The following is a 21,622-nucleotide window of genomic DNA, read 5'->3' as shown; positions in this document are numbered from 1 at the left end:
TACCGGACCCCCACGGAGTCGCGGTGTCCCGGTATGGTCTGCCCTACCCAAGGTGACGGGAGGCGGCGTTGACGGAGAGCGCGGACCGGGACGCCAACCGCGGGCTACGGGCGCGGTTCGACGAGGTGTACGGCCAGTACCAGCAGTTGCGGTCCGGTCTGGACGAGCTTCAGGCCCGGCTGGCCGAGCTGCGGGTGACGGAGCGTTCCGACGACGGCCAGGTTACGGCCACTGTGGGTGCCCGCGGGCAACTGATCTCCGTCGAGATGGCTCCGTCGGTGTTCCAGAGTCGGGACGCCCAGGCGTTGAGTCGGAAGACCACCAGGACGATCCAGAAGGCCACCGAGGCGGCGATGGCCGCCACCCAGAAGCTCGTCGCCGGCTACCTGCCCGCTGATTCGGGCTCGATGGACTTCGTGCGGACCGGCGACTTCGGCGCTCTGCTCAGCCGGGCGGACGCGGTCATGGGGCACGGTGGTGAGCGGCGTGACTGACGGGCAGCTCTGGCTCGACCCGGAGCGGGCTCGACGGGGCGGCACGGATCTCTCCCTCGCCGGTCGCGCGGTCAAGGCCAAACGGGACGGCCCGGGCGCGGAGATCGCGACCGCCAGCGCCCGGCAGCCCTGGGGTGGGGACGACATCGGCGCGGCGTTCGAGAAGACGTACCGGGGATTCGAGGCGACGCTGCTGCGTGCCTGGGACGGCCTCGGTCGGCACATCGACGGCCTCGGCGCGGCCGTGGTCGAGTCGGTACGGGCCAACGTGGAGACCGACGCGGCCAACGCGGGCCGCCTCAACCGGGTGAGCAACCAGCGTCGGCACGATGTGCCCTGACCGGTCAGGGGAGCCGGTGTGACCGTACTGCCGAGCCCCATCCCGCACCCCCTCGACTTCTGCCCCTGGCAGTTGCCGGGCTGGGTCTACGAAGCCCTCGACTGGGTGGTCGGCGTCGAGTGGCCGGAGGGTAACGAGAAGGCCGTCTGGGACCTCGCCGACAAGTGGTACGGCGTGGCCGCGACCCTGGCCGGCCCACGTGCCGACGCGATCACCGCCGCCAACGAGGTGCGCAGCGGGTACGGTGCGGTCGGCGCGGTCGCGGAGGCTTTCGACACCGCCTGGAAGAAGGTGGCCGACGGGGACGAAGCCCCACTGCCGCTGCTGCTCGCGGTCAGCACCGACCTCGGTCGCCTGGTCGAGGAGTGCGGCTGCGACATCGAGGGAGCCAAGCTCGAAGTCTGGATCGAGCTGGGCATCCTGGTGGTCGAGCTGCTCGGGATGGCGGTGGCGGTGGTGCTCACCGCCGGCGCCGCGTCCCCGGCCGCCGCCGCGGCGATCACCGCGACCCGCTTCGTCGTCCAGCAGATCTTCAAGAAGCTCATCGCCCAACTCGCCCGCAAGACCCTCAAGAAGGGGATGAAGGAAGCCACCGAGCGGGCCGCCAAGCAGGTCACCAGGGACGGGCTGCGTGGGCTGGGCCGCAACGCGCTCCGGGGCGGGTTGTTCGAAGCAGCCGAAGAGGGCGGCGTGAACCTCGCCGTCCAGGGCTACCAGAACTCGACCGGCCGACGGGACGGCCTGGATCTCGCCGATCTGGGCACGTCCACGGTGGGTGGCTTCGCGGGCGGGGCCGCCGCGCCGCTCGCCGGCCTCGGTCGGCACGCCACCAGCCGGGGCGGGCGGATCGCCGAGCACTTCGGGCGCGAGATGGGCGGCGAGGTGATCGCCGAGCAGGCCGCGAGCCTGGCGACCGGGGGCGGGTTCATCGGCCTGGAGGACGCGGCCCGCGCCGCCGCGTCGGGCGCCACCGGCTCCTCCGTCGGCCAGGCCGACGCCGCCCTCCAGGCCCGGTTGGACGGCCGGCTGAGCGCGCTCGCCGGTCCGTCGGCTGGTCCGTCGACCGCTCCGAACCTGCCGAGCCACACAGGACCGCCTACGGTCCCGACCGTCCCGATGTCGGAATCGTTCTCGTCGGCTCTCCCGAGCCAGCGTGGCCCGTCCGACCTGGGTGGCGCGCAGGGCAGCGCGGACCCGGTGATGACGCGGACCGTCATGACGGACCCGGCACCCGCCCCGGCACCGGTGGAGACCAGGGGCACGAGTTACGTTCCGATCGATCTGCCCGACCCGACCCAGCATCTTTCCGAGCCCGTCTCCCGATCGGTAGCGCCCGAGCCGACGACCGTCACGCCCCGCACCGTCGACCCGGTGACCAACGGTCCCGCGCCGGCTCCGGTGACCTCGGCACCGACACTGTCGGCTGTCACCGTCGAGCCGACGCTGTCCGCGTCCCCGACGATCACCGCTGCGCCGGTCGAGCCGCCCGGGACGAACAGCGGGACCACGCCGTCCACCACCTCGGCCGTGACCACCACGAGCGCCCCGACCGCCGCTACCACAAGCGCCCCGAGCGTCACCACCGCGAGCGCACCGACCGTTACCACTGCGCCGCCGACTGCCCCGGGCCCCGCGCCGAACATGCCGCCCGGCCCTGCTCCGACGACCACCCCCGGTCCGGGCCCAAGCGTGCCCGCCCCCGCCCCGGTGGTGGCCACGACATCCAGCCTGACCAGCGCATCCGCGCCGGTGACGACCGGTCTGTCGACACCTACGGTCACCTCGAACCCGCCCGGGCCGCGCACCCATCCGCCGACGACCGGGGCGCCCATCTCACCGCACCCTCAGCAGGGCGGCACCGCAGGCACGGCCCCGGGCCGGCCGGACACCCCACCGCTCAACGACCTGTCCCTGCTGGAGGTGCTGGCCCCGAAGACCTCCCGAGCGCAGGCCGACCCGGAGCCGACTCCGCCGCCCACCCCGGGTCCGACGACCGAGCCCGTTATCAGGAGCCGCGAGTGGTACGAGGCCCGGTGGGCGGCCGACCGCGAAGCGCTCGAACGCCGTCGCTACCAGGGCTACTTCAACGACCAACGCGCCTGGTTCGAGGAGAACAGGCGAATCGATGAAATTGCGCGACTGAGGCAGGCGGCCCAAGCACACGAAACAAGAGCGCGGCGATGGGCTATAAAGGCGAACGAGTTTGACCGCGCGGGCAATCAAGAGATGGCCAGATGGTGCCTGCGGGTGTCCAACCGAGAACTTCGTGACTCGTTCCGTGAACAGGACCTTGTAGAGGCAATACTCGAGGGCCGCATTAAGCCCGAGGTCACCTACGTCGAGAACGAGGCTCATTTTGAGCGGATCAACGACGATGTGGCGGAGTTGGCGGCCGGTGGGGTGGAGACCGGTGACCGGTCTGCGCTGACCGGGGACGACGACCCGCCGTCGAGCGACCAGTTCCGCCCGTACGGGCAGCGGGGCGGGCTGCGTCCGCCGCTGGCCCTGCACCAGACGGACCTGGAACGGGCGGTGCCCCGGGAACCTGACGGGACCGTGACCCGGACCGCCGACCCTCGGCAGGGCAAGTGGTTCTACCTGGTCAACGACGGTGGGCCGAGCGCCGACTCGACTCGTTCGATCAACTGCCTCGACTGCACCCTGTCCCTCTACGAGACCTGGGTGCACGGGCGCCCCCGGGTTTCCGCGCCGCGTACCTTCGACGGCTACCTGAACGGCGACGTCAACCGGCCGGTCAACGGTGAGACGGGCGGGCCGGGGCGGGTCGAGCGCGCCACGGGCGGCACGTACCAGCAGGTGGTGGCGTCGAGCGGGACGCCGGCCGCCGCCCGCCAGCAGGTGTTGCAGGGGTACGCCGATCTGCGCCGGCAACTGCTCTCCGGCGGCCACGGGAGTTTCGCGTTCATCGTCAACACCTGGGAGGCCGGTGGCGCGCACGCCTGGGTGGCGTTGAACCAGAACGGCACCGTCCTGTACCTCGATCCGCAGGTGGGCGTGGTGTCGGACCGTCCGCCGTACGGGCACCGGGGGGTGCCGAACCCGGCCAACGTGGTCGGGTTGGAGGCGCTGGTCGTCGGTCCGGACGGCCGGCCGATGCCACTGCCGGGTCGTGGGCCGGGCGAGTACAGCGAGCGGCAGGTAGCTCCGGGCCCGAACGCGGCGCCTCCGGGGACCGACCCGCTACGCACTCCCGGTGGCAACCCCGACCGGCACGCCCCGGCCGGTCCTCCCGGTCCGACCTCCGAGCCGGCCGAACCCACCCCCGAGGAGGTACGCGCAGCGCGTGACCAGGCACACCAGGATCGGATCGCCGCCGGGCTGCCGGTCGCCACGGTCATCGGATCAGCGACCGATCTTGACACGCTGTTCACCACCGGCGTCCAGCCCGCTGACCTTGCGGCCGAGCTGGACCCGACGGCGCTGCGGCGACTCGTCCCGCAGCTGGACGAGCGGGCGGCACACGATCTGACCCGGCTGTTCGCCGAGCCGCGCGTACGGCAGATGCTCCAGGACACCTGGCGGACGCCGCCGGACGACAAGCCGTTGCTGGCCGAGACGCTGGTCCGGCAGTTGACGCAGCGGCCGGACCTGGTGCGGATGATCCTCGCCACGCCGGAGCTGCTGGTCTCGCTCACCGCCCGTCCGCTCACGTTGCACCATCTGGCCAGCTATCCGGAAGCCATCGACGTCCTCGGTTCGGTGCTCGACGACATCGCGGTACGCGGCGCGGAAGTCGTCGCCGCCGAGCCGGTGCTCCCTCCGGAGCCGACCCCACTGACCCCCGACCAGGTGGCCATCAGCGACTCCGCAAGGATCTCCAAGAAGAATGTTCGGCAGCCCGGTTTCGACGTGCGGCGACGTGAGGACCCGGACTACCGGCGACGTTATCTGGACGATTTGTACCTGGCTGCGGCCCATGCCCAGCAAGAACTGACCGGGCTAGCTCTTCGGCTCGCTGGCGAGGGAGAGCGGAAAGTGGGCGAGGCCGATTGGCGCAGGGAACCCAAGGACCGCCAGCGGGCCGAGGACAAGATCGCCAAGTACGGCGGCGAGGTGTCCCGTCTACTCGACCTCGCGGCAGCCAAGATTGAGTTCAGTTCACTCGGTGACGTCTATCGGGCGCTGGCTGCCCTGCGGGAGGAGCCGGAAGTTGAAATCATCCATCTTCGTGATCGCTTTCGAAATCCGCAGGACAGCGGCTACCGGGACATCCAACTTCAGTTGCAAATGTCCAACGGGCATATCGCGGAATTTCGACTTCATCTGGCAGCCCTCGACGAGGTGGCGAAATGGGAACATGCTCTCTATGAGGTGCGGAGGGACCTTGACGCAGTCGCCCGGGAGGCGACGAGAGAGTTGTCAGTTGCCGAGAGGGCTGTCCGTGACAGTATCCTTCGGCGTGAGCAAGGACTTTTCTGGCAAGCCCTGTCAGATGCGTCGAGGGGAGTAAAGGCGTGACCGGTGCCCGTGGCCTGTTCCTGCCAAACTATTATGAATACTATGGGGCCCCGGTGAAAATTGTGGAGACGGAGACGGGCGGGATGCGCGCGTGGAAGCTCTCCTCGCGTCACGGGGGCTGGGAGGCCGCGAACGACATCATCGACGAGATCCTCTTCGCGGTCGGTGGGGAGATCTTCGTGCTTCCCCGTGAGGAGTTCGTGCAGGAAGTCGAGCGTTATCGGGCATATTACCTTTCCGGTGAGGGGCCTGTCTTCGCGCTCTACGAGACGGTCGACGCGGTGATCACGCAGGCCGAGGACCGGGAGAAGCGGTACCTGAACGACGACGAGTTGGCCTTGGTGCACGGGATCCGCCGTAAGACGTTCGTCATGTTCGAGGAGCAGCTTCAGCGCCAGGGCGACCCGGGCGCCGACCCGTCCGTGGCGCAGCCGCAGGAGTGAGCCGTCGCCTCTGCGCTCGCGCCCCGGGCGGCATCGTCGTCTCGCCCGAGCGGGCGGTGGCTCCAGCGTGAGGACCAAGCGTTGCTGCCGGGTCGGTGAAGCCGTGCAGATCCGGCCTCGCGGCCGTCCGAGACGCCGGTGGCCAGCCAGAACCCCCGTCGACACGCCCGGACGGGCATCCGCCCACGGCACCCGGTCGGCCGTAGCGTTGACCTTCGTCCGGTATCAGCCGCTCTGGTCGGGGAGCGGTGGACGCCGCACGGCAGGGGTCCGGCGTTTCCCGGGCAGCCGTGCGCGTCGCCGGAGTGGACAGGCGGCGAGGCGGTCGGAAGGGCGGGTGGTGATGAGCGTTCTGCGCCCAGGTGACGAGAAGTACCACTACAGCGACGGCTCGCACCGGTGGATTCCGCCGGACCCGGACTACGACCAGGTGGTCTGGGAGGAGCAGGTACGCCAGCATCAGCGTTGCCACCTCGGCGGCGAGCTGCCGCAGGACAACGCCCCGACCGCCCGTTCCCCGGAGTTTCGGGAGTAGCCGCCGGAATACGGCCGACGGATGAGCCACGACCGACTCGAGATCCCTGATATCGCGGTGTGGGCGGCGACGGGACACCCCGATTTCATGGAAGACGAGTTGATCATGCGGGGCGGGGCCGGGGCGCGGTGTCGCGTCGCCGGCCAGACTTCGCGGAAGGCGAGTCGATCATGCGCGGCGCGGCGGCGGGGTGGCGCGCGGCTGAGCCGCTGAGCTGCCCGGACTAATGAAGCGGGTAACCCTCGACACATGTGGAGCGCTCGATGACGAGAGCGGATCAGCGTCCGGTAGTAGCCTGACGGCCGGACCCCACCCGGGGAGAAACGGCGAGGTGATCATGGCGGTACGTCGGGGAGTGGCGCGACTGGCGGTGGCCTGCGCGCTGCTGGGCGGCGTGTTGGTGGTCGGCGCGACGCCGGCGCTGGCCGATGACGACTCGGTCCGGGTGCGGTCGTCCGGCAGCTTCACCGCCGGCGGCTCGGCCGGTTCCGTGTCGGTGGAGGTCCGTAAGCGCAGTGAGGGCTGTGTCCTGGTGCGCACCGGGCTGCGGATGCGGCTGGACGGGGTGCGCTCCGACCAGGTCGAGGTGCAGGTGGCCACGGGCGGCCAGTGGTCGCCGGTGCCCGTCTCCGGCGCCGGCTTGTTGACCACCGGCCGGACCGCACCGGGCGACCCGAGGCTCTGCAAGGGTAAGAAGGTCACCGTCAAGTACCGGGTGACCTTCCTGCCCGGCGCCCCGGGGGGCCGGCTGACCGTCGCGGGGGACGCGGTGGCCTCCAGCGGGCAACTGATCGGGCGTGACGCCGACACCGCCAATGTCAAGGGCGGTCGGAACGCGAGCCCCAGCCCGACCCCCACGGAGAAGCCGACGCCCACGCCGACGCCGAGTCCGGACCCCACCGAGGATCCCGCGAGCGGGCAGCCGGCGGCCCAGTCGACGCTCGCGGCGGCGGTGGGCTCCCGCGGTGGGCAGGCCGCCGAAGGAGGCGGTTCGGGTGGCCTGTCCCTGGTGATGGTTTTCGGTGTGGGCATGGTGGTGGTCGGGGTCGGGCTGATCGTCCTGCTGATCCGCCGCTCCCGCGCCGACCGTCGGAACAGCGCGGACCGCGGCGACAGCGGGGGCCGTCCGGACGGCGCGGACCTACGGGGCGACGGGACGGTACCGGTACCCGGCGCGCCGGACATTCCGCTGCCCCGCAACCCGGGCGGCACCACCTACCGTTCGGGCGGCGGCTACCCGGGCGCTGCCCCGCAACCCGCGGGCTACCCGGGCGCTGCCCCGCAACCCGCGGGCTACCCGGGCAGCCCGTCGCCGTCGGGCGGTCATCAGGTTGGGCCGGCCCGGGGCACGGTCTACCCGTCGGGTGGGGCGGGCCAGGGGCCCCCGGCTCCGAAATCGTCGCCGGGTACGGTCTATCCGGCCTCGAACGCCGGTCGTCCGGGTACGTCGCCGCCCCCGGAGCCCTCCGGCGGCGGGGACTCGACGAGCGTGATGCCTCGCCTACCCGAGTAAAAGGCGAACCCTCCGATACGCTCTGTGTCGTTGACGACCAGCGACAAGGGAGCGAAACCGGTGTCTGATCTGTCCCAGATCGTGAAGGCGTACGACGTCCGAGGGACGGTGCCGGACCAGTGGGACGAACGGGTCGCCGAAGCCCTTGGCGCATCCTTCACCCATCTGCTGAACACCACCGGTGAGCCCGGCGATCAGGTGGTCGTGGGGTACGACATGCGGGCCACCTCGCCCGGCCTGGCCGCCGCCTTCGCCGCCGGGGTGCGCGCCGAGGGCCGTACGGTGATCGAGATCGGGCTGGCGTCCACCGACATGCTCTACTACGCCTCGGGGGCGCTCGGCCTGCCCGGCGCGATGTTCACCGCGAGTCACAATCCGGCTCGTTACAACGGCATCAAGATGTGCCGGGCCGGGGCGCGGCCGATCGGGCAGGACACCGGCCTGGCCGAGATCCGCGACCGTGCCCAGGCGCTGCTGGACAAGGGCGAGGCCGCGCCCGTCGGGGAGCCGACCGGGCCGGTCGTGCCGCGTGACCTGCGTCCCGAGTACGCCGCCCACCTGCGTGGACTTGTCGATCTGTCCGGCATCCGGCCGCTGAGGGTGGTGGTCGACGCCGGCAACGGAATGGGCGGGCACACCGTGCCCAGCGTGCTCGGCGACGCCGTGCTGCCGGCCCTGCCGTTGGAGATCGTGCCGCTCTACTTCGAGTTGGACGGCAGCTTCCCGAACCACGAGGCGAACCCGCTCGACCCGGCGAACCTGGTCGACCTCCAGCGGGCGGTCCGCGCGCACGGCGCGGACGTCGGGCTGGCCTTCGACGGGGACGCCGACCGCTGTTTCGCCGTGGACGAGCGGGGCGAGCCGGTCTCGCCGTCCGCGATCACCGCCCTGGTGGCCGCCCGGGAGCTGGCGCGGCACCCGGGCTCGACGGTGATCCACGGCCTGATCACCTCCCGCGCGGTGCCGGAGATCATCCGCGAGCAGGGCGGCGTGCCGGTGGTGGCCCGGGTCGGGCACTCCTTCATCAAGGCCGAGATGGCCCGCACCAACGCGGTGTTCGGCGGGGAGCACTCCGCGCACTACTACTTCCGGGACTTCTGGTTCGCCGACACCGGCATGCTGGCCGCCATGCACCTGCTGGCCGCCCTCGGTGGGCAGGAGCGCCCGCTGTCCGAGCTGGCCGCCGGGTACGAGCGGTACGTCGCCTCCGGCGAGATCAACTCTACGGTCGCCGACCAGGCCGCGAAGGTCGCCGAGGTGCGTGCCGCGTACCCGGAGGCGGAGGTCGACACGATGGACGGCCTGACCCTGCGCTTCGCCGACGGCGCCTGGTTCAACCTGCGTGCCTCGAACACCGAGCCGCTGCTGCGGCTGAACGTCGAGGGGCCCACCCCGGAACGGATGGCCTCGCTCCGTGACGAGGTGCTGGACCGGGTTCGCCGTTAAGATCGCGTGCGCCGGTCGGTCGGACCGATCGGTGAGACCACATACGTGGAAGGAGCCGCGCCATGGCCCTGGACCCGCAGTTGCTGGAGATCCTCGCCTGCCCGGACACGCACCACGCCCCCCTCGACTACGACCCGCAGGAGCAGACCCTGACCTGCACCGAGTGCCACCGGATCTTCGAGGTACGTGACGACGTGCCGGTGCTGCTGCTGGACGAGGCCCGCCCGGGGCGTTCGTCGTGATGGAGGGCACGGCCGGGGTCAGCGGCCACCGCGACGCCGACGAGGCGTCACTCGACAACGCGGACGCGCTCGCCGAGCAGGATCCGGGCGGCATGCTCCGGCACACCGCCTCCGCCGGGTCCCAGGTCCGTGAGACGGCCGCCCTGGCCGCCGAGGCGAACCTCCAGGTGCTCGCCGACGAGGGCCGGCCCCGTGCCGTGGTGATCGCCGGCATCGGCACCGCCGGGCGTACCGGGGACGTCCTGGCCACTGTCGCCGGGCCGCGCTGCCCGGTGCCGGTCATCCCGCACCGCAGCGCCGGGGTGCCCGGTTGGGTGGGCGCGGCGGACGTGGTGATCGCGGTCAGCGCGTCCGGGCGTAGCCCCGAGGCGTTGGGCGCGGCCGAGGCCGCGCACCGCCGGGGGGCCCGCCTGGTCGCGGTCGGGGCGCCGGACTCCCGGCTCCAGTCGGTGGCCGAGCGCGCCCGGGCCCCGTTCATCCCGGTGCCGCGCCGGGCGCCGGCCCGCGCCAGCCTCTGGGCGCTCACCGTGCCGGTCCTGCTCGCCGCCCGTACGCTCGGGCTGGTGAAGGTGAACGAGGCCGACCTGGCCGAGACGGCCGCCCGGCTCGACGCCGACGCCGACCGTTGCCGGCCGACCGCCGAGTCGTTCGTCAATCCGGCGAAGTCCCTCGCGCTCGGGCTGGCAGGCTCGATCCCGATCGTCTGGGGTTCGTCCCCGCTGGCCACCGTGGCGGCCCGGCGCTTCGGCGACACCCTGTCGGCGAACGCCCGCTACCCGGTGGTGGCCGGCGCGCTCGGCGAGGCCGGCCGGGGCCGGGTCGGTCTGCTCGACGGGGTCTTCGGCGGTCTGGTCGAGTCGAGTCGGGACATCTTCGCCGACCCGGACGACGAGACCGACGGCGCGACCCGGCTGCGGGTGGTGCTGCTGCGCGACGGCGGCCTCAACGCCGACGACGACTCCGACGAGCCGCTCGCGGTCGAGGAGCGTCGGGCCGACGCGGTGCAGACCCTCGCCGAGCGACGCGGGGTGCGCTGTGACGTGGTGACCGCCGAGGGCGGTTCCGCGTTGGAGCGGTTGGCGTCCCTGGTGGCCGTCCCGGACTTCGCCTCGGTCTACCTGGCCCTGGCACACGGTCTGGACCCGATGGCGGTGCCCGCCGTCACCGAGATGAAGGAGCTGGCGAACCAGTGACCGAGTGGACCCCCCGGCGCGGCGGCACACCGCCGCCCGCCGCCACTACCTACCGGCGCGGCGCGACAGCGCCGTACGCCGTCCCGACGTCGGTCGGCGTGCCGCCGCCGTACGTCATCCCCTCGACGCCGGCCGGAGCGGCGGCGTGAGCGCCGGCGGCGGCACCAGGGCGATCGTGGCCGCGCTGCTGGCCAACGCCGGCATCGCGGTGACCAAGTTCGTCGCGTTCCTGTTGACCGGGTCGTCGTCGATGCTCGCCGAGTCGATCCACTCGGTCGCGGACTCCGGCAACCAGGGCCTGCTGCTGCTGGGTGGCCGCCGGGCCCGACGGGCGGCCACCCCGCAGCACCCCTTCGGGTACGGCCGGGAGCGCTACGTCTACGCGTTCATCGTGTCGATCGTGCTGTTCAGCGTCGGTGGGCTCTTCGCGCTCTACGAGGCGTACCACAAGGCGCAGCACCCGGAGCCGATCACGAGCTGGCACTGGGTGCCGGTGACGGTGCTGGTGGCCGCGATCGTGATGGAGTCGTTCTCGTTCCGGACGGCCATCGTGGAGTCCAACCACGTCCGGGGCAAGGCGACCTGGGTGCAGTTCGTCCGGCGGGCCAAGGCCCCGGAGCTGCCGGTGGTGCTGCTGGAGGACCTCGGCGCGCTGGTCGGGCTGGTGCTCGCGTTGATCGGTGTCGGAATGACGCTGATCACCGGGGACGGCATGTGGGACGCGGCCGGCACCGCGGCGATCGGTGTCCTGCTGGTGATCATCGCGATCGTGCTGGCGATCGAGACGAAGAGCCTGCTGCTGGGTGAGGGCGCGGAGCAGCAGGACGTGACGGCGATCGAGAGGGCCGTCTGCGACGGTCCCGAGGTCGAGCGGATCATCCACATGAAGACGCTCTACCTGGGCCCGGAGGAGCTGCTCGTCGCCGCCAAGATCGCCGTACCGCCGTGGGAGACGGCCGACGATCTGGCCAGGGGCATCAACGCGGTGGAGGCGCGGATCCGGGCGGCGCTGCCGGTCGCCCGGGTCATCTACCTGGAGCCGGACATCTACTCGGCCGCCGCCGCCCGACAGGCCGGGAAGACCGCCGACCCCGCCGGGGACGCCGCCGACCCCGCCGGGGACGCCGCAGGTCAGGCCGGGGAGGACACGGCTCGGGCCGGGGACGTGGCCGGGCAGCCGGAGCGCGCCGGGGCCGTTCCGGCGGGCAACGGCGTCGCCTCGGGGTCCACGACCGGCGACGGGTCGCCCGGGCACTGATCATGGAGCTGCTGCACGGGCCGGTCCGGGACTACGCGTGGGGGTCCCGGTCGGCCCTGGCCGAGTTCCAGGGCCGGCCCGTGCCCAGCGTCGGCCCGGAGGCGGAGCTGTGGCTGGGCGCCCACCCGGGCGCGCCGGCCAGTGTCGACCGCGACGGGGCACGGGTGAGCCTGCTCGACCTGTTGACCGCCGACCCGGACGGCTGGCTCGGCAAGCAGGTGCTCGACCGGTTCGGCCCGCGACTGCCCTTCCTGCTCAAGGTGCTGGCCGCCGACGCGCCGCTGAGCCTTCAGGTCCACCCGGACGCCGAGCAGGCCCGCGCCGGTCACGCCGCCGAGCAGGCCCGCGCCGCCGCCGAGCAGGCCCGCGCCGCCGGGGGGCGGGCCGGTGTCGGCGGGCCGGGGCAGTCCGGTGACGCCGCCGGGGGGCGGCCCCGCAACTACGTCGATCCGCACCACAAGCCGGAGTTGCTGGTCGCGCTCACCCCGTTCGAGGCGTTGTGCGGGTTCCGGGACCCGGGGGCCTCGGCGGAGGCGTTGGCCGGGTTCGGCGTACCCGCGCTGACGCCGGTGGTGGCCGCGTTGCGCTCCGGCCGTTGCGGGCTGCGTGAGGCCGTACGTCTGCTGCTCGGCTGGCCGACGGCGGAGCGGGCCGGGCTGGTCGGCGCGGTGCTGGCGGCGGAGGTCGCCGGCCCGGACGCGGACCTGGTCGGCGCGCTGGCCGCCCGCTATCCGGACGATCCGGGGGTGCTGGTCGCGGTGCTGCTGCACCACGTCCGGCTCGCGCCCGGCGAGGCGATCTGGATGCCCGCCGGCAACCTGCACGCCTACCTGCGGGGCACCGGGGTGGAACTGATGGCGGCCAGCGACAACGTGCTGCGGTGCGGGTTGACCCCGAAGCACGTGGACGCCGCCGAGGTGCTCCGGGTCCTGCGTTTCGAGGTGCTCGACGATCCGGTGCTCGTCCCGGAGCGGGTCGCGCCCGGCGTGCTGACCTGGCCGGTGCCGGTTGATGATTTCGTGCTCTATCAGGTGACCGTGTCGGAGGGCGGCTCGCCGGTGGCGCTGCCGCTGCCCGGCCCCCGGGTGGTGCTGTGCGGGGCGGGCGCGATCACGGTGAGCGACGACACCGGTTCGGTCACGCTGGGCCGGGGGCAGGCCGCCGTCGGCGCGGCGGGCGTCGGCCCGTTGCTCGTCGACGGCGCGGGTCAGGCGTACGTGGCCGCCGCTGGTCTGCGCTGACGTCCGTTCCGACGGTCGTCGACGACCATCGACCGGGGTGTTCCCGACCACCTTCTACCTCAGAAAAACCACAGATAATCGGGCGCAACACGCATTACCGATATTCCTGAAATGCTTGACTTGCCCATCCCGCAGTGTGAACCTGTGAGTACGCACCGTTGTCGCGACGCAGGTCCGGGGGCGGGCGGGGAACCAAACCGGGGGGATGCGCGGGGCGGCCGATGCTGGACGGGTACTCCGTCCGGGCTCGACCGCCCCGCGCGCTGTCTCGCGTAAGGTGGAGAGTCGCTTAGGATTTCTCGTTCCGACAGGAGCTTTCATGACCAGCACCCTCCCGGCGTCCGCGAGCAGCGCGTCGTCCGAGACCCGGCCGCGCACCCTCGCGGAGGGCGACTTCAAGGTGGCGGATCTGTCGCTCGCCGAGTTCGGACGCAAGGAGATCCGGCTCGCCGAGCACGAGATGCCCGGCCTGATGGCCATCCGCCGGGAGTTCGCCGACGCGCAGCCCCTGCGGGGGGCCCGGATCACCGGTTCGCTGCACATGACCATCCAGACGGCCGTGCTGATCGAGACGCTGGTCGCGCTGGGCGCGGAGGTCCGCTGGGCCTCCTGCAACATCTTCTCCACCCAGGACCACGCCGCCGCGGCCGTCGTGGTCGGCCCGGAGGGCACCCCGGAGGCCCCGGCCGGCGTCCCGGTCTACGCCTGGAAGGGTGAGACCCTCCAGGAGTACTGGTGGTGCACCGAGCAGGTGCTCAACTGGCCGGGCGACCACGGGCCGAACATGATCCTCGACGACGGCGGGGACGCCACCCTGCTGGTCCACAAGGGCGCCGAGTTCGAGTCCGCCGGCGCCGTGCCGCCGGTCGAGTCCGCCGACTCCGAGGAGTTCGCGGTCATCCTGGAGGTGCTGCACCGCTCGCTGGCGGAGGACGGCCAGCGCTGGACCCGGATCGCGGCCGGCATCAAGGGCGTGACCGAGGAGACCACCACCGGCGTGCACCGGCTCTACGAGATGCACCGCGCCGGCACCCTGCTCTTCCCGGCCATCAACGTCAACGACTCGGTGACCAAGAGCAAGTTCGACAACAAGTACGGCTGCCGGCACTCGCTCATCGACGGCATCAACCGGGCCACCGACGTGCTGATCGGCGGCAAGATGGCGGTCGTGCTCGGCTACGGCGACGTGGGCAAGGGCTGCGCCGAGTCGCTGCGCGGCCAGGGCGCCCGGGTCGTGGTGACCGAGGTCGACCCGATCTGCGCCCTCCAGGCGGCGATGGACGGCTACCAGGTCGCGACCCTCGACGACGTGGTGGAGCAGGCGGACATCTTCATCACCGCCACCGGCTGCTTCGACGTGATCACCAACGAGCACATGGCCCGGATGAAGCACCAGGCCATCGTGGGCAACATCGGTCACTTCGACAACGAGATCGACATGGCCGGCCTGGCCAAGCGGTCGGACGTCACGCGGGAGAACATCAAGCCGCAGGTCGACGTCTGGCGCTTCGACGACGGGCACGCGATCATCGTGCTCTCCGAGGGTCGCCTGCTGAACCTGGGCAACGCCACCGGGCACCCGAGCTTCGTCATGTCGAACTCGTTCGCCAACCAGACGATCGCCCAGATCGAGCTGTTCACCAAGACCGACGAGTACCCGATCGGCGTGTACGTGCTTCCGAAGCACCTGGACGAGAAGGTCGCCCGGCTGCACCTGGGGGCGCTCGGCGCGAAGCTGAGCACCCTCACCGACGAGCAGGCGGCCTACCTGGGCGTCTCGCCGGAGGGCCCGTTCAAGCCGGAGCACTACCGCTACTGAGCGCCCACCTCCGTCGGCGGGCACCTCGCTGACGGGCGGTCCCGGGCCGGGTCGGCTGGTCTTCCAGCCGACCCGGCCCGTCCTCATTCCGCCGCCAGATCCCGGAGCACGGGGTGTCGTGGCGCGGGGCCACCGCCATTTCCGCGATCTCGGAGTGGGCCAGCCCCGCCGGACGGCTCGGAGCGGAGCACGGCCCGCCCGGTCAGCGGGAGTCGCGGCGCAGGGCCGCCCGGACCCAGGTCCAGACGCACCAGAGCAGCCAGCCGACCGACACCGCCGCGGCCAGCGCCCGCAGGCGCAGCGCGCTGAGCAACAGCACGACGGCGAGCACGGCCAACCACGGGCCGAAGGTCCTCATGCCGGTCCTCTCGGTAGCTCGGCCGGACGGCCGGTTCGCGCCCGCCGGAGTAGTCGGTCAGGCGGTGCTGAACAGGGCATTTCTGTGGCAAGCTAGCCGGCGCGGGCGCCGCGCCGGTGGCACCGATCCCACGATGACGAACGGGGATGGAAATATTAGTCCCATGAGAGCACGGGTACTGGTGGTCGACGACGATCCTGCCCTGGCCGAGATGCTCGGCATCGTGCTGCGCAGCGAGGGGTTCCAACCCTCCTTCGTCGCCGACGGGGAGCGCGCCCTCGCCGCCTTCCGGGAGAACCGACCGGACATCGTCCTGCTCGACCTGATGCTGCCCGGGATGAGCGGCATCGACGTGGCCCGTGCGATCCGGGGCGAGTCGGGCGTGCCGATCGTCATGCTGACCGCCAAGAGCGACACCGTCGACGTCGTGCTCGGGCTGGAGTCGGGCGCCGACGACTACGTGGTCAAGCCGTTCAAGCCCAAGGAGCTGGTCGCCCGGATGCGGGCCCGGCTGCGTCGGGGTGAGGACGCCGCGCCGGAGATGCTCAGCATCGGGCCGCCCGACAACCAGATCGCCATCGACGTGCCCGCGCACACGGTGAGTCGCAACGGCGAGGAGGTCAAGCTCACCCCGCTGGAGTTCGACCTGCTGGTCGCGCTGGCCCGCAAGCCCCGCCAGGTGTTCACCCGCGAGGTGCTGCTGGAGCAGGTCTGGGGTTACCGGCACGCGGCCGACACCCGGCTGGTGAACGTGCACGTCCAGCGGCTGCGGGCCAAGATCGAACCGGACCCCGAGCGCCCGGAAATCATTCTCACCGTGCGGGGCGTGGGCTACAAGGCGGGTACGGGATAGCCTGGGGGCCACTGTGCGTGACTCCCCTGAACCCGCCGACCAGGCGACCTCCACCCACCGGCCCCGGGTCGGGCGGGAGCTCCGGCTCGCCCTGCTGACCTGGTTCGGGCAGGTGACGGCCGGCACCCGGCAGACCTGGCGGCGCTCGCTCCAGCTCCGTGTGGTGACCATCACACTGGTCACCTCCAGTCTGCTGGTCGGCGGGTTCGCGTACCTCATCGCCGACAAGATCACCGGTATCCTGCTGGAGAACGCGCAGGCCGACGTGCTGGTCCGGCTGACCAGCGGCCGGGAGTACTCCGAGAAGCAGTTCCGGGTGTTCGGCCAGCCGCAGGAGGCGAAGCTCCAGGAGACCCTCGACGGCACGGTGAACTACCTCGCCGGCGGGGGCGACCCGGCGCAGACCGGTGGTGTGGTGGTCGCCATCACCGCCGAACAGCACTCCGGCGTGCTCCGGCCGCGCACCTCGCCGGAGGCGGACGTGCGCCCCCTGCTCAGCGACGAGTTGCGGGCCGCCGTCGCCGACGGCCAGGTCGCCAACCAGATCCGCACCGGACGGCTCACCGGCGAGCAGGCCACCTACCTGGTGTACGGGTCACCGGTGCCGACCCGGTTCGGCCAGGTCGAGCTCTACTACTTCGTACCGCTGACCCGGCAGGCCGAGACGGCCGGTGACGCGCAGGCCACCGTGCTCGCCACCGGTGGCGCGCTGGTGCTGCTGCTCGGTCTGCTGGCCGGCCTGGTCACCCGGTTGGTGGTCAGCCCGGTCCGGGCGGCGGCCCGGACCGCCCAGCGGCTCTCCGCGGGGCTGCTGGACCAGCGGATGACCGTCGACGGCGAGGACGATCTCGCGCTGCTCGCCGCCTCGTTCAACCAGATGGCCACCAACCTCCAACGGCAGATCCTGCGGTTGGAGGAGATGTCCCGGATCCAACGCCGGTTCACCTCCGACGTCTCGCACGAGCTGCGTACCCCGTTGACCACGGTCCGGATGGCGGCCGACCTGATCTTCGCCGAGCGGGACGAGTTCGATCCGGCCGTGGCGCGCAGCGCCGAGCTGCTCCAGGCCGAGCTGGACCGCTTCGAGGAGCTCCTCACCGACCTGTTGGAGATCAGCCGCTTCGACGCCGGGTTCGCGATGCTCGACGCCGAGCCGACCGACCTGGTGCCGGTGGTGCACCGGGTCGCCGACCGGCTGGGCTGCCTGGCCGAGCGGGTCGGGGTCCCCCTGGAGCTCGACGTGCCGGCCACCCCGGTGATCGCCGAGGTGGATCCCCGCCGGGTGGAGCGGGTGCTGCGCAACCTGGTCGGCAACGCGGTCGAGCACGGTGAGGGCCGACCGGTCCGGATCACCCTCGCCGTGGACGAGACGGCGGTGGCGGTCACGGTCCGGGACCATGGGGTCGGGCTCAAACCGGGGGAGGAGAAGCTGGTGTTCAACCGGTTCTGGCGGGCCGACCCGTCCCGCGCCCGGCAGACCGGCGGCACCGGGCTCGGCCTCTCCATCAGCCTGGAGGACGCCCGGCTGCACGGCGGTTGGCTGGAGGCGTGGGGCGCGCCCGGCCAGGGCGCCCAGTTCCGGCTCACCCTGCCGGCCCGGGCCGGTGACCGGCTGACCGCCTCACCGCTGCGGCTGGTCCCCGTCGACGCCACGCTGCCCTTCGGCGGTCCCCGCCCCGGTGAGCTGCTGGCGATCGGCCCGGGCGGCGGTACCGGCCTGGCGATCGGCCCCGGCGGTGACGGCGGCCTGGCGATCGGCCCCGGCGGTCCGGCGGCCGGGTCGGGCGCGAGTGGCCGGTCGGTCGGGACGGGCGGGGGCGTCCGTGAGGTCGACCCGGCCGCGGGTGGCGCGTCGACGGCCGGGCCGGCGACCGGCGGTGACGGCGAACGGGCGGAGGTGACCCGGTGATCCGTCGGCTGCTCGGCCCGGTGCTGGTCGGCGTGCTGGTCGTCGGGGCGGCCGGGTGCGGCATCCCCAAGTCCTCCGAAGTGCGGGTGGACGGGCCGGGTCCGGTCGGCGAGGCCGGGTCGGTGAACGGCGGGACGAGCCAGCCGCCGACGCGGGGCGCCAGCGGCAGCGACGAGATCGCCTTCGTCAACAACTTCCTCTCCGCCGCGGCCGGGGAGGCGAACCGGGCGTACGCGCGGGTCCGCCAGTTCATCGCGCCGGAGGACCGGGACCAGCTCCAGGAGAAACAGGGCGCCGACTTCGCGGTGAACGTGGTGCGGGTGACCGGGGACCCGGTCACCCGGGTCAACCCGCAGGGCATCCCGGGTGAGGAGGCCACCTACTCGGTCTCGATCGACGTCCAGCAGATCGGGCTGCTGCGGGCCAACGGCACCCTCGCGCCGCCGGTGGCGACCGAGGCGTCGTACGAGATCAAGCTGCGGGGCGCCGCCCCGGCCGGCTCGGGGGACAAGGACGCCGGCTACTACGTGATCGACCCGCCCAGCGTGCTGCTGCTCAGCGACGAGGCCCTGCAGCAGTACTACCGCCCGAACGCGATCTACTTCTGGAACTCCGACCAGACCCAGCTCGTCCCGGACCAGCGGTACCTGCCCAGCGCGGTGCCGAGCCAGCGGTGGGTGACCGAGGCGGTCGGCTGGCTGACCGACGGCCCGGCGGAGTGGCTCACCCCGACGGTCACCCGGCTGCCCGACGACGCGCGCCTGATCAACAACGCCACCGAGACGGACGGCCGGTGGGAGATCAACATGACCATGTCGGGTGAGGACGATGAACAGCTCGACCGGCTGGTCACCCAGCTCGCCTGGTCGCTGTCGGAGGTCGACGGCCCGCTGGAGCTGAAGGTCCGCAACCAGACCCGCCGGAGCATCGGCAGCGCGGCCGAGCACCGGCTGCGCAACGCCGCCTACCTGGTCGACGGTGGCCCGCAGCGGTTCTGCGTGTACGAGGGCGCGATCCGGCGGGTGACCCTCGCCGGTGACCCCACCGGCCCCGACCCGGTCGACCCGGCGGCCAACCGCAACGTCGTCTCCGCCGGCCTCAGCCGGATCCGCGGCGACGTCCTCGCCGCGCTGGTCGTGACGAACGGCAGACGCCAGCAACTGGCGGTGGGCGTCGGCGCGGCCCCGGTGCCGATCTCCGCCCACAGCACGACGCACACGTCGATCGGCCGACCGGTCTGGCTGAAGACCGAACGGCTCCAGGACGCGTACGGGCTGGTGGTCATCGACGACAAGCTCCACCGGTTCGACCGCAGGGGTCAACTCGCCCCGGTGCCGTTGAACCTGTCCGGGAAGGTCACCGCGGTGGCCGCCGCGCTGGACGGGCACCGGATCGCCCTGATCGTCGACGACCGTCTCTACGTGGCCGCGGTGAGCCGGACGGGCGGCGTCGCCGTCGGCCCGACCCGGGAGGTGCCCACCTCGTTGACCAAACTGTCCGCCGTGGACTGGGCCAACGAGAACCGCCTGGCCGTGGCGGGCGCGAAGGGGCAGGCGGCGATCTACGAGGTCGGTGTCGACGGCGCGGCGGAGTCCCCGCTGGAGACCGGGATCGGCGCGCCGGTCACCCACCTGGCCGTCTACCCGAAGAACCCGGTCGACCGGTTCGACCGCAGCCGGACGATGTACGAGGCGAACAAGGTCGCCTCGGTCGGCCCGTCGTTCAACCAGCTCCTGCGGGAGGACGTCCAGGACGTGGCCGCCCCGACGGACGCCGCGTCGGGTGGCCCGCTCGCCCCGTTCTTCCTCTTCTGATCCGATGCCGGGTGGCCTCTGGGCGGACCTCGCCGACCTGGTGCTGCCGGTGGAGTGCGCCGGCTGCCGGGCACAGGTCCCACTGCGGCAGGGCGTCTGCGTCGACTGCGCGGCGACCCTGGCGGCGCTGTCTCCGGCGCCGAGCCGGCCGGTGCCGGCGCCGGCGGGCCTGCCGCCCTGCGTGGCCCTCGGCGGGTACGGCGGGGTGCTCCGCGAGGTGCTCCTGGCGTACAAGGAACGGGGTCGGCACGGGCTGGCCCGGCCGCTCGGCGCCCTGCTGGCCGAGGTGGTGGCGGTGGCGGTGGGCGAGGTCCGGCCGGTGGTGCTGGTGCCGGTGCCGGACACCGCCGCGGCGGCCCGCGCCCGCTACGGCGACCACCTCGGACGGCTGGCCCGGCACACGGCGGTCCGGCTGCGTGCCGCCGGCTGGCCGGTCGTGGTCCGCCGGCCGCTGCGGGCGTCGCCCCGTCCCGACTCGGTGGCCCTGGACCGGGCGGGCCGGGCCGCCGTCGCGTCGTCGGCCTTCCGGCTGCGCGCGACGCGACGTGGCACGGTGGGCGACCCGGGCGCCGCGCTCGTGGTGCTGGACGACATCCTCACCACCGGGGCCACGTTGGCGGCGGTGAGCCGGGCGCTCACCGCGGGTGGATCACCTCCCACGGTCGCGGCGGTGCTGGCCGCCACCCGCCGACGCCACCTGTCGTGACGCAGCGTGATTCCGTTTCACCCGATGGTGGGGGAGCTGTGAAATTTTCTTGTCGCCCCCGACAACGGGGGGTGACTGGTGGGCGGTGAAGAGTTAGCGTTTCGGTGTCGGGGGTAGGAGGAGTGCCACCATCCGCTCCCGACGGAAGGAGGCGTAGCCGTACGGAAGCCGGTCGACGCCGAACGGGTGCTCCCAGGGTCGACCGGGTCAGGATTTTCAGGACCATCCGATCGAGGGAGGTCACGTGGACATCGTGGTCAAGGGCCGTAACGTCGAAGTGCCGGACCATTACCGGGTGCACGTAGCAGAGAAGCTCGCCAAGATCGAGCGCTACGATCACAAGCTCATCCGGGTGGACGTCGAGCTGTTTCACGAGCGCAACCCCCGCCAGGCGGACCACTGCCAGCGCGTCGAGATCACCTGTGTCTCGCGCGGGCCGGTGATCAGGGCCGAGGCCTGCACAAGCGACTTCTACAGCGCGCTCGACGCCGCCATCGCCAAGCTGGACACCCGGTTCCGTCGGGCCGCCGACCGCCGGCGTGTCCACCGCGGACGGCACGCCCCCATCTCCGTCGCCGCCGCCACCGCCGGGCTGCCGGTCGCCGATCTCGGCCAGCCGGCCTTCGCCACCGAGGGGACGTCCGGCGCGGCGACCGCGGTGGCCGAGCGCGCCGACGAGCACGACGACCAGCCCTGGCACATCGCGCGGGAGAAGGTCCACCCCGCGCAGCCGATGACCATCGACGACGCCCTGTTCGAGATGGAGCTGGTCGGCCACGACTTCTACCTCTTCCAGAACAAGGAGTCCGGCCGGCCGTGCGTCGTCTACCGACGCCACGCCTACGACTACGGGGTCATCTCCCTCGATCTCTGAGCCCCTGAGCTGGGCGGGGCCTTCCGAGCGCGTCGCGCCCGGGGGCGTCCCGCCCAGCTCACTCTCGCTCTTGCTCCCACCCTCGGCGCCGTGACCCGGTCGCCT

At 72.3% G+C, this 21,622-nt stretch carries 18 protein-coding genes and 1 pseudogene; 18 read left to right on the top strand and 1 reads right to left on the bottom strand.

Annotated features, from left to right (window positions below; genetic code table 11):
* Positions 1–68: 68 nt before the first annotated feature.
* The 13 genes and pseudogenes from O7606_RS13740 to ahcY all read left to right on the top strand — a co-directional run bounded on the left by O7606_RS13740 (position 69) and on the right by ahcY (position 15,003).
* Positions 69–494: a YbaB/EbfC family nucleoid-associated protein gene (locus O7606_RS13740; protein ID WP_281594418.1), complete on the top strand. Its 426-nt coding sequence runs from the start codon at positions 69–71 to the stop codon at positions 492–494.
* On the top strand, positions 487–834 hold the full coding sequence (locus O7606_RS13735; protein WP_281594417.1) for a hypothetical protein: 348 nt from the start codon (positions 487–489) through the stop codon (positions 832–834). Before O7606_RS13740 ends, O7606_RS13735 begins: the two co-directional genes overlap by 8 nt.
* A gap of 18 nt (positions 835–852) precedes the next feature.
* On the top strand, positions 853–5,313 hold the full coding sequence (locus O7606_RS13730; protein WP_281594416.1) for a toxin glutamine deamidase domain-containing protein: 4,461 nt from the start codon (positions 853–855) through the stop codon (positions 5,311–5,313).
* Between the two features lie 53 nt (positions 5,314–5,366).
* Positions 5,367–5,756: a hypothetical protein gene (locus O7606_RS13725; RefSeq protein ID WP_281594415.1), complete on the top strand. Its 390-nt coding sequence runs from the start codon at positions 5,367–5,369 to the stop codon at positions 5,754–5,756.
* A 343-nt stretch (positions 5,757–6,099) separates the two neighbouring features.
* Complete coding sequence (locus O7606_RS13720; RefSeq protein ID WP_281594414.1) at positions 6,100–6,291, top strand: hypothetical protein; 192 nt, start codon at positions 6,100–6,102, stop codon at positions 6,289–6,291.
* A 337-nt stretch (positions 6,292–6,628) separates the two neighbouring features.
* Entirely contained in the window at positions 6,629–7,804 is a 1,176-nt protein-coding gene (locus O7606_RS13715; RefSeq protein ID WP_281594413.1) for a hypothetical protein, read from the top strand.
* A 60-nt stretch (positions 7,805–7,864) separates the two neighbouring features.
* Positions 7,865–9,250, top strand: a complete 1,386-nt coding sequence (locus O7606_RS13710; protein ID WP_281594412.1) for a phosphomannomutase/phosphoglucomutase — start codon at positions 7,865–7,867, stop codon at positions 9,248–9,250.
* A 62-nt stretch (positions 9,251–9,312) separates the two neighbouring features.
* Positions 9,313–9,492, top strand: coding sequence for a Trm112 family protein (locus O7606_RS13705; RefSeq protein ID WP_281594411.1), 180 nt, complete (start codon positions 9,313–9,315; stop codon positions 9,490–9,492).
* On the top strand, positions 9,489–10,685 hold the full coding sequence (locus tag O7606_RS13700; RefSeq protein ID WP_281594410.1) for an SIS domain-containing protein: 1,197 nt from the start codon (positions 9,489–9,491) through the stop codon (positions 10,683–10,685). Before O7606_RS13705 ends, O7606_RS13700 begins: the two co-directional genes overlap by 4 nt.
* The gene (locus tag O7606_RS13695) at positions 10,682–10,834 is read left to right on the top strand and encodes a hypothetical protein (protein WP_281594409.1); all 153 of its coding nucleotides are present in this window, start codon (positions 10,682–10,684) and stop codon (positions 10,832–10,834) included. The genes O7606_RS13700 and O7606_RS13695 overlap by 4 nt, the downstream gene beginning before the upstream one ends.
* A pseudogene (locus O7606_RS13690) lies at positions 10,831–11,751 on the top strand (cation diffusion facilitator family transporter); the annotation flags it as partial. The gene O7606_RS13695 and the pseudogene O7606_RS13690, both read left to right, overlap by 4 nt.
* A 194-nt stretch (positions 11,752–11,945) precedes the next feature.
* Positions 11,946–13,184, top strand: a complete 1,239-nt coding sequence (gene manA, locus O7606_RS13685) for a mannose-6-phosphate isomerase, class I (RefSeq protein WP_281594408.1) — start codon at positions 11,946–11,948, stop codon at positions 13,182–13,184.
* Positions 13,185–13,503: 319 nt separating this feature from the next.
* Positions 13,504–15,003, top strand: coding sequence for an adenosylhomocysteinase (gene ahcY, locus O7606_RS13680; RefSeq protein ID WP_281594407.1), 1,500 nt, complete (start codon positions 13,504–13,506; stop codon positions 15,001–15,003).
* 202 nt (positions 15,004–15,205) lie between these two features.
* On the opposite strand, the gene O7606_RS13675 is transcribed toward ahcY, so the two are convergent.
* A complete protein-coding gene (locus O7606_RS13675; protein WP_281594406.1) occupies positions 15,206–15,361 on the bottom strand; it encodes a hypothetical protein in 156 nt (51 codons plus the stop codon).
* Positions 15,362–15,524: 163 nt separating this feature from the next.
* On the opposite strand from O7606_RS13675, the gene mtrA reads away from it, so the two are divergent.
* The 5 genes from mtrA to raiA all read left to right on the top strand — a co-directional run bounded on the left by mtrA (position 15,525) and on the right by raiA (position 21,517).
* Positions 15,525–16,214 carry an MtrAB system response regulator MtrA gene (gene mtrA, locus O7606_RS13670; protein WP_281594405.1) on the top strand — a complete coding sequence of 230 codons (690 nt, stop codon included), beginning with the start codon at positions 15,525–15,527 and terminating at the stop codon, positions 16,212–16,214.
* Positions 16,215–16,305: 91 nt separating this feature from the next.
* On the top strand, positions 16,306–18,123 hold the full coding sequence (mtrB, locus tag O7606_RS13665; protein ID WP_281599656.1) for an MtrAB system histidine kinase MtrB: 1,818 nt from the start codon (positions 16,306–16,308) through the stop codon (positions 18,121–18,123).
* Positions 18,120–19,937: an LpqB family beta-propeller domain-containing protein gene (locus O7606_RS13660; RefSeq protein ID WP_281594404.1), complete on the top strand. Its 1,818-nt coding sequence runs from the start codon at positions 18,120–18,122 to the stop codon at positions 19,935–19,937. The genes mtrB and O7606_RS13660 overlap by 4 nt, the downstream gene beginning before the upstream one ends.
* A gap of 40 nt (positions 19,938–19,977) precedes the next feature.
* Complete coding sequence (locus O7606_RS13655) at positions 19,978–20,643, top strand: ComF family protein (protein ID WP_281599654.1); 666 nt, start codon at positions 19,978–19,980, stop codon at positions 20,641–20,643.
* 244 nt (positions 20,644–20,887) lie between these two features.
* Complete coding sequence (gene raiA, locus O7606_RS13650; RefSeq protein ID WP_281594403.1) at positions 20,888–21,517, top strand: ribosome-associated translation inhibitor RaiA; 630 nt, start codon at positions 20,888–20,890, stop codon at positions 21,515–21,517.
* The last annotated feature ends 105 nt before the right edge of the window (positions 21,518–21,622 follow it).

Source organism: Micromonospora sp. WMMD882 (assembly GCF_027497255.1).
Classification (GTDB): Bacteria; Actinomycetota; Actinomycetes; order Mycobacteriales; family Micromonosporaceae; genus Micromonospora.
Note: the sequence above shows the minus strand (reverse complement) of the source record. Positions and strands in the feature narration are given on the sequence as shown.